General features: G+C 43.0%; 6 protein-coding genes. 4 read left to right on the top strand and 2 right to left on the bottom strand.

Going from position 1 to position 8,561, the window contains the following annotated elements; all coding sequences use genetic code 11:
- Nucleotides 1–232: 232 nt before the first annotated feature.
- Nucleotides 233–1,756, bottom strand: coding sequence for a dGTPase (dgt, locus tag CEX98_RS18945; protein WP_099643568.1), 1,524 nt, complete (start codon nucleotides 1,754–1,756; stop codon nucleotides 233–235).
- A 170-nt stretch (nucleotides 1,757–1,926) separates the two neighbouring features.
- Here dgt and CEX98_RS18940 point away from each other — a divergent pair, with 170 nt between their 5' ends.
- The 3 genes from CEX98_RS18940 to CEX98_RS18930 all read left to right on the top strand — a co-directional run bounded on the left by CEX98_RS18940 (nucleotide 1,927) and on the right by CEX98_RS18930 (nucleotide 7,913).
- Complete coding sequence (locus tag CEX98_RS18940; RefSeq protein WP_099643567.1) at nucleotides 1,927–3,873, top strand: hypothetical protein; 1,947 nt, start codon at nucleotides 1,927–1,929, stop codon at nucleotides 3,871–3,873.
- Nucleotides 3,874–4,315: 442 nt separating this feature from the next.
- Entirely contained in the window at nucleotides 4,316–4,918 is a 603-nt protein-coding gene (locus tag CEX98_RS18935; RefSeq protein ID WP_099643566.1) for a class I SAM-dependent methyltransferase, read from the top strand.
- Nucleotides 4,919–4,922: 4 nt separating this feature from the next.
- Nucleotides 4,923–7,913 (top strand): DEAD/DEAH box helicase family protein, encoded by a 2,991-nt coding sequence (locus CEX98_RS18930; RefSeq protein WP_099643565.1) that lies wholly within the window; start codon nucleotides 4,923–4,925, stop codon nucleotides 7,911–7,913.
- On the opposite strand, the gene CEX98_RS22930 is transcribed toward CEX98_RS18930, so the two are convergent.
- Nucleotides 7,896–8,057: a hypothetical protein gene (locus CEX98_RS22930; protein WP_172439804.1), complete on the bottom strand. Its 162-nt coding sequence runs from the start codon at nucleotides 8,055–8,057 to the stop codon at nucleotides 7,896–7,898. The genes CEX98_RS18930 and CEX98_RS22930 overlap by 18 nt on opposite strands.
- Before the next feature lie 53 nt (nucleotides 8,058–8,110).
- Here CEX98_RS22930 and CEX98_RS18920 point away from each other — a divergent pair, with 53 nt between their 5' ends.
- Nucleotides 8,111–8,464 (top strand): hypothetical protein, encoded by a 354-nt coding sequence (locus tag CEX98_RS18920; RefSeq protein ID WP_099643563.1) that lies wholly within the window; start codon nucleotides 8,111–8,113, stop codon nucleotides 8,462–8,464.
- The last annotated feature ends 97 nt before the right edge of the window (nucleotides 8,465–8,561 follow it).

Raw genomic sequence — 8,561 nt, 5'->3', positions numbered from 1 at the left:
GCTGGTTACCGCTCAAATACCACCTCTGGTAGGAGCCGCTTTACGCGGCGATCTGTTCATCATATATCGCGGGGTAAACCCGCTCCTACCACACAATATTACGGCTGGATAACGCTTAAATATCCCCTCTGGTAGGAGCCGCTTTATGCGGCGATTTTTTCAATAAAATATCGCGGGGAAAACCCGCTCCAACCCTGCAATACCACTGCTGAAACACCCTCAACTATCAACTTTAATCCAACGCGGTCAATGCACGGTAGGTATCATAAGCAAACTGGTCGGTCATACCGCTAATAAAATCCTGGATAAGGCGGCAGCGATAATAAAACTCAAATATCGGCTCAGCTTGCTCGGCTTCACTAAGCTGCGCCAAGGTTTCGCGGTATACCGCAACATACTTTTTGGAAATTCGATTAATCAATCGGGACTCTATCGCAAAGCCAAGCTCACCATTTAATGCTGCGTTAAACTCGTTGGCGTTTAAATCAAGCACTCGCTGATATTCATTCAATATGCTGCTGGTGATCTTGTAGCCTTGAAGCTCCAACTGCTCGACTTCTTTATTCGAAAACACCTTGTTGGCCGCCACCGTTTTTAACGATTTTACAATGGCATGCAGGTGGCTGTTATCCTCCAGCAGTGAAGCATTAAAATGGCCCTCATAAATTGCATCAAGGTTGTCGATAAAACGCGTTTTGGCATGTTCAGCAAGCGGGTGTAGCAACCCCACACGGAGCCAAATAAAAAACTCATTATCAAAATTTGCCATATGCTTACTGGCTTTGTCATTGGCATAGTGCAGCTTTTTACTCATCAGCTCCAAGTGCTTATCATCGGTAATACCAAACCCAGCAGCGATATTTTGATATTCCTCGATCAAACAACCTGTTAACTCATCTACACTAATAATGCCTTTTTCAACCGCGTCTTCCATGTCGGCAAGGCAATAAGCAATATCGTCAGCCGCTTCCATGATATAAGTCACAGGGTGGCGATTACCTACTTGGATCTGTAACTTGTCGCACAGCTCACTGACAAACCCACTTTCACTAAAATAATATCCAACTTTCTTTTGCAGATAAGATTTATCAGTGGCCACGGTCGATTTAGGCGTGGTTGCGCAGCGGGTATACTTCATCACAGTGGCACATTGCGAATAGGTCAGGTTAAGCCGAGAAAGCGTATGAATAACGCGAATGGCTTGGGCGTTACCCTCAAAACTACAAATATCGAGTAATAACTCCATTTCTTGATTCAGCACTGCCAGATCCGACGCCTTGCTTTCCTTTGAGCCATACCTAAGCGCTGCCCGAGCACTTTTTGCAAACTGCTGATGTTGAGTCAAATAGCGTTTAAACCAATCATTGATAGCGGCTTCGCCAAAATGACCAAATGCAGGGTTACCAATATCGTGCATTAGGCAGGCCATTTCTGACAGGGTGACCAAACACTCAGACAAATCCACCTGCTGGCCATTTTTATCTGTATATTGCAGTAAATCTTGCCTACCTTGTTGCACTAGCGCATCAACAATTTTTTTAGCAATGTAACGGCCGTTTTGTTGTACCTCCAGCGAATGCGTTAAGCGCGAACGCACCGCCGCATTGCGCTCCAGTGGAAACACCTGAGTTTTTTGTTGCAGCCGCCTAAGCGCAGCACTGTTGATAATGCGCCCGCGGTCACTTTCAAGACTACTCGCCTCACTGCCACCGGTATTATAAGAACGCTCGTTTGTTATTTTATTTTTGAAGTGCATGCCACTTTCCTGTTGAGACCCAAGCTACATTTTCAATGTAGGTGAATGTGGAAAAGTTGTAAACAACATGGAGAGTAACAAGGATTGTTGTTTTTTTGTGATTTTTGTTATTAAATTCATTGCCAGTTATATGAAATAGGTACTGGAAAACTCTAATTAAAGGAATGACAATGAAAAAATGTCTAAACAAGGCGATACTAGCCGGAATTTTACTTTCTCCCGTATTTTCAAGCGTCGCCGCAGATCCAAGTAAAGGTTATTCAGATCGTTACAACTTCAATAAGCACGGCTCATGTCGTTATGAGCAAGCGAATTTAAATTATGATGACGACTCTTACAGCAATTATGCAAATAATTTTCGCGATGAATTATCACCGTACAATTACTTGAACCAAGCTGGAGGGCTAAATAGAAAACTATTAAGGGGCAGTTGGTATAGTCTGGACAATCAACTATTCCAAGTTGGCGGTGTTAACGTTCCAAAGTATTCAGGCCCTTCTTCAACAGGTTCAGCAAAGGCTGCTCCTATGGCGATACAACGCGGCGATTGGACATATTACGTGATCAATGGGGCACATTCTGATTGCGCTGTATCTAATATGCCTCCGAATAAAGGCTATGAACGCCTAGTGATTGCTGTTGGTGCGTACAACCATAAAACTGGTGAAATAAAAGAACCTACCATTGTGCATGTCAAAGAAACCAGTGACTTTCACGATACTGCCGTTTTAAACATGGATGATCGAGGATATGTTTATGTCTTTATTTCAGGTCGTAACTCAAGTCGTGGCGGATTAATTTACCGCTCAACCTTAAAAACGGATGTTTTGAAAAATGGCAATGTCGGCGCGTTTGAGCTAGTTCATGCGGAAAATGAAGTGGGTGAAGAGCTTGATAAAGATCATAACTGCTCAGATCGTGGCGATCCTTGTTACTACCTTGGTTTTACTTATCCGCAATCTTGGTGGGTAGAAGATAAGTTTGTATTACTGAATACACGCTATATCCAAACGCCAAAAGCAATGAGTGATAAATATCGCCAGACTGCTCGTCGCCAGCTTTATTTTACCGAAGTTGCGCCTACTAATGCGAGCACTCAACAAGTTGCAGTTAAGCCGAGTAAGAAGTTAGTCGCGCTGGATGACAAGCTGAGTTTTGGTCATTATGCCGTTAGTACTGAGAAAGATGGTGTTATTGCCATTGCATTTAATGTGCACGTACCTGATCGTTGTACCATAAATGGTTTTTCAACAGCCGATTGCTACGCCAAAGGAAAGAATGGTGGTAGTCAGCTTCGTCACTACCCAAATGATAACCGAACAAATCTATATTTCATGTACTCAAGTGATAATGGCAGAACTTGGTATAACCGCAATGGCCAACGTCTGATTGATACCTTCTACAATCAATATATAGATAGCTTTAGCAAGCTAAACCAAGCTTTGTTGTATCAACCCGACAGCAATGTAGATATTGTCAATGGTTATAACCCGTATACGACAACGATCGTCAAGCGTATTTACGTTAAAGATCTAGATATCACGGTAAACAACCGTAAGCATGTTACTTCGTTGAAAGTGTTAATTACCGAGACTGATGGGATCCACGGCTTTGTGCCTAAAACACCCGCTGAGTCGAGAAAAATGATCCGTGCGCTTGTAATAGACCAACAAGGTAATAAATCCTATGTAGGCTGCTACAATGCTTCAGATTGTTGGGCTGACCACGCTTATTCGGCTGGCGCCATTCGTACAGAAAGTAATGATGGTTACAGTGAAATCGCTTTCCCAATGTCGAGTGGAGACAGCATAGCAGGCGGAAAAGTACATTTGTATAATAGCAACTTAAAGTCAAACCAAGGGATCCAAGTTTGGAGCTATATGGGGGCTCAGCATTATACAGATCCAAATGACGTGAACTATATTCGTAAGATCCATGATGCGAAATCGCTAACGGGAGCTGAGCCTGTTTATTTTTGGGCACAAGGTAGCTCCGATAAGCTTGTTGATTTAGTGCTTGCTGGCAAAAATGGTCGCCAAGTACAACTCAATGGTAACTTTGGTCGTACCAAAAAGCTGAGCTGTCCGACGCAATACGTCTTCAGAAATTGTAATTAGAACCTGCGATATTTCTGGGGCCGCGATACTTGAATCGCGGCCTTTTCGTTTTCTGAAAACCTATGATAGGTATGTTAATAGATGTGAATACTGCCTACCTCGTTGGGCCTTAGGAGAAAACACTTTGGTGGTAAAAGCTTCGGAACTTGACGCAAATCACTACAAAACGTACGGATTTTCGGGTTTAATACCCACAGCATTCGTTTACAACTAATTTCAAATGAATATATACAGCGGTTAAGGATTAAGTAACCGCTCACGAACAGGATCTTTATACGCTTGAGCGTTTATCTAACCTTTAGATTAGCAAGATCAGTTTCATTGTAGCGGCGCTTTGGCAACGGAAAGCGAGCGTTAATCGGCAGAGTTTCAATGGCGGCGTAGCAATCATGATTATCGTCATTTACACTGCGCTACAAAATAAAGTTAATTTAGGTAGAAGATGTCCGAAATTACGCTCGCTTATTACAGCCAACATGCAGAAGAGTTTGCAAGCTCAACACTTAATGTTGATATGCAACCGCTTTATCAGATGTTTCTTCCCGAACTTCCTTTGCGTGAGAAAAGTCAAATTCACATTTTAGATGCGGGCTGCGGCAGTGGTCGCGATGCGCTAGCGTTCAAACGACTGGGCTATGAAGTGAGTGCGATGGACGCATGCGAAAAGTTGGTAAAGATCGCTGCTACACAATTAGGCCAGCCGGTCAGACAGCAATATTTTGAAGAGATACAAGATATCGCTACTTTTGACGGTATTTGGGCTTGTGCCAGCCTTTTACATGTTGCAGAGAAAGATCTGCCTAATGTTTTTATGAAATTACAAGAAGCGCTTAAACTTGATGGCGTGCTTTATGTTTCGTTCAAATATGGTGCGGGTGAACGAGTACATAATGGTCGCAGGTTTACGGATCTTAATGAAACCGGACTATCTAACGTTATCGCAGCATGCTCAGATCTCAACGTCATTAAGCAATGGGTGACAGAAGATAGAAGGCCGAACCGCGATAATGAGCTTTGGTTAAATGCTTTGCTTAGGAAGGGTTAATTAAGTGAGCAGTAATAACCAAGGAGGAAAACTCGCACTTTGCACCAAAAAGCAACTCTATACAGGGGGCGATGATCCCTTGTTACCTGCATTGCTCAATGCCATTGAGCAAGCCGATGAAATTGAAATTACTGTGTCATTTATCCAGCGCTCAGGTCTCGACTTGCTGTTTGATGCTTTGTATGACGCCTTGATAAAGGGCACTACTTTAAAGCTACTTACTTCGGACTACCTAGATTTTACTTGCCCGTTCGCACTTAAAGAATTAATGACACTACAGACTTTAGGGGCTGATCTAAGAGTATACGAAACTCGTGGAAATGAGAGTTTCCATATGAAGTCATACATTTTTACCAAAACCAAAGGTGAAAATGGTCAAGTCTATGAAGGGAGTGCGTTTATTGGTTCAAACAATATAAGCGCAGTGGCACTAACTCAAGGGTTAGAGTGGTGTTATCGTCATGATTTTGCAACCGGCCACGACGATAACAACAAAGTAACTTTTTTACAGTTTAGAGCTGCATTTACCAGTTTGTTTACTCATCCTCAGGTAATATGTTTGAGTTACCAGTGGATACAGCATTATCAAAAACGACGTAATAAACCGCAATTCAAAACCGTCAGCAACGACGTTTCCGACATTGTCATCGAACCGATTACCCCTAGACCAGAACAACAAGAAGCACTAGAAAAACTGAATAGTTCGAGAGCACAAGGCTATAAAAGAGGTTTAGTTGTATTAGCCACGGGTATGGGGAAAACTTGGCTCGCCGCGTTTGATGTTCAACAAGTAGGCGCTAAAAAGGTCCTATTTGTGGCACATAGAGAAGAAATTCTTAAGCAAGCGGCCAAGACGTTCACACGATTACTTGATTGCACAGCTGGGTTTTATACTGGTAAGCAAAAACAAAGTGACGCCAACTTTTTGTTTGCCTCAGTGCAGAGTATTGGCAAAGCAGAGAGTTTAAAGCAGTTTACAGCAGATTACTTTGACTACATTGTTGTTGATGAATTTCATCATGCGAGTAGTAAATTATATCGAAACTTACTGTCTTATTTTGAACCAAAATTTTTACTTGGTCTAACAGCCACACCAGAGCGTACTGACCAAGCCGATATTTTGAGTCTATGTGACAATAATCTCGTCTATGAGCGCAATTTGGTGCAGGGGATTGACGCAAAAACACTTGTGCCGTTTCATTATTATGGTATTTGGGACGAAAGCGTTGACTATACCGCAATCCCTTGGCGTAACGGTAAGTTTGATCCAACCAGTCTAAGTAACCAATTTGCTACAGAGCGCAGAGCAAAACATGCTTTACAGCACTGGAAAAGGTTAGCGCAAACACGTACGCTCGCATTTTGTATCTCTACCGCACACGCTGACTACATGGCAAGCTACTTCAATAAATCGGGAATTACAGCGGCCTCTGTACATGGAAAATCAAGCATAAAACGTAGTGAAGCACTCGCGCATTTAGCATCTGAAAAGCTACAAATTATTTTTAGTGTTGACCTGTTTAACGAGGGCACTGATTTGCCTACTATCGATACTGTGATGATGTTGAGGCCCAGCGAATCAAAGGTTTTATTCTTACAACAATTAGGTCGAGGACTAAGAACCCATCAACAGAAAACGCATTTAGTGGTATTAGATTTTATTGGTAACCATCACTGCTTTTTGAACAAGCCTTATGCGCTCTTTGGTGCACACTCGCCTAGAGACTTAGTTGCGAAGTTAACTCCAGATAATCAGTTGTTTCAGCTACCAGAGGGCTGTTTTGTAAATTACGACTTAGAAATTACAGATTTTTGGCAACAACTTGCTAAAGCTCAACGAACAACCGCACTTGATGACTATCAGAATCTAACGGAACAACTAGGTCATGCCCCTGATGCTTGTGAGTTTTTCCATGAATATGGTGACTTTAAGAAAGTTAAACTTTACGGGAGCTGGTTTGAGCTAGTTGTAAAGGCAAAGAGCGATGAAGGGCTTTCAGCCGAGTGGCTTGAACCCTACAAGTTGTTTTTAAAAGAGAGCGTTGAGGTGACCAACATGACAAAGTGCTTTAAGGCGGTTTTGCTTGAGGCATTTGTGCAGCTTGATGGTATCACTTCTCCGCCTACGCTACGTGCATTAGCCGATAGGAGTTATGATGTGCTTATGCACTATCCTCAGCTAAGAAAGCTAGACATAGCGGAAAAGGACAGAAGCAAAACTAAAGGCAGCAAAGCTTGGTTCAACTATTGGTTTGAAAATCCGATTAATGCTTTCACAGAAGCAAAAAAAACTGCGCACAAACGTAAGACGCACCACTGGTTTTCCATTGAACAAGCGGCCAATCAACCTGTCGAGGAAGCACAGTTCAAACTAAACCTTACGGTGAAAACGCAAGATATAGAACAACTGTACGACTGTATATTGGAGCTAAGTCGCTATCGCCTTGCTAGATACCTTCATACTAAGCGTGACACGCTAACTGAAATTGAAAGCACCCTAGAAGCAGCTGATGGCATGATGCTAAGTAATAAGCAGCATATTGATAATGTTGAAAATGTAGTGCAGCTACCGTACTTCCCTAATTTAAAAATTGCCTGCGGTCACTTTAAAACAGGAGATAGTAGCGAAATGTCTTTCATGGAAGCACCTCTGGGATGTGGAAAAGTAGATCCCGAAAAACACTTCTTAGCTCATGCTAGTGGCAACTCCATGAATGGTGGAAAGCACCCCATCTTAGATGGAGATTTACTATTACTTGAGCGCATTACGGCGAGTAATGCCGGCTCAATTACAAATACTACTATCGCCATCGAACACTTTGATACAGCTGGCGACGAACAATTTTTATTACGAGATGTAAAAAAACAGATTGATGCGCAAGGTGCAGTAACCTACTTACTTGTGGCAAGAAACCCAGAGTACGCCGTAATGGAAGCCAACGATGAGTTTGTGACGTTTGCGCGGTTGAGAGAAGTGTTAAGTGCTGAGGATTAGCACAGGGTCCCAAGCATTAATGTTAAGACCGCTGGCTTCGAGCTCGCGATGGTCATCCCCTAGGACGCAGCCGTAGTCTTGAATTGCTTGTGTTTGCTCTGCGCTTGGCTCGGCATTTTGTAGTTGCAAACTAAATTTGGACACGTAATCTGTGAATATTATAGAAGTGTGAAGTGTCATTGTTAGCAAGGTGAATTATGAACCAAGCCCTTAAATTTTTACTGTCTATCATAATCGTCATCGTCACTTTTATTGTTTCAGCAACCTTGGCAGGGATGTTAGCGGAGTATGCAGGCTGGTGGAAAAAGCCGGTGATAGGTGGTGTAGCAGCAGCTTGTGTGGTGTTGTCGGGTTATATGAGTGCGCCGGTGTATAAGTTGTATTCTGCGGCGGTGTGGTTATTGATTGGTGCAGTTGCAGCTTGGGTGATGTCGAGTGTGTTTATGTATGCTGAAGATGCCGACACCTCAATCCCTTTGTATGTGACCTACGCAAGTGGTGTGTTTGCTTTAGTGCTTTGCAGGGTTTGGCAGCGTCGAAAGACCATTTGAGGGATTGGTTTTCAGAAGTGCGGCGCAAGATATCGCCGCATAAAGCGGCTCCTACCAGCGGTAGTATTGCTTGGTGGGAGCGGGTTCATCCCGCGAT

This window comes from Pseudoalteromonas piscicida (genome assembly GCF_002744175.1).
In the GTDB taxonomy this organism is placed as follows: domain Bacteria; phylum Pseudomonadota; class Gammaproteobacteria; order Enterobacterales; family Alteromonadaceae; genus Pseudoalteromonas; species Pseudoalteromonas piscicida_B.
Note: the sequence above shows the minus strand (reverse complement) of the source record. Positions and strands in the feature narration are given on the sequence as shown.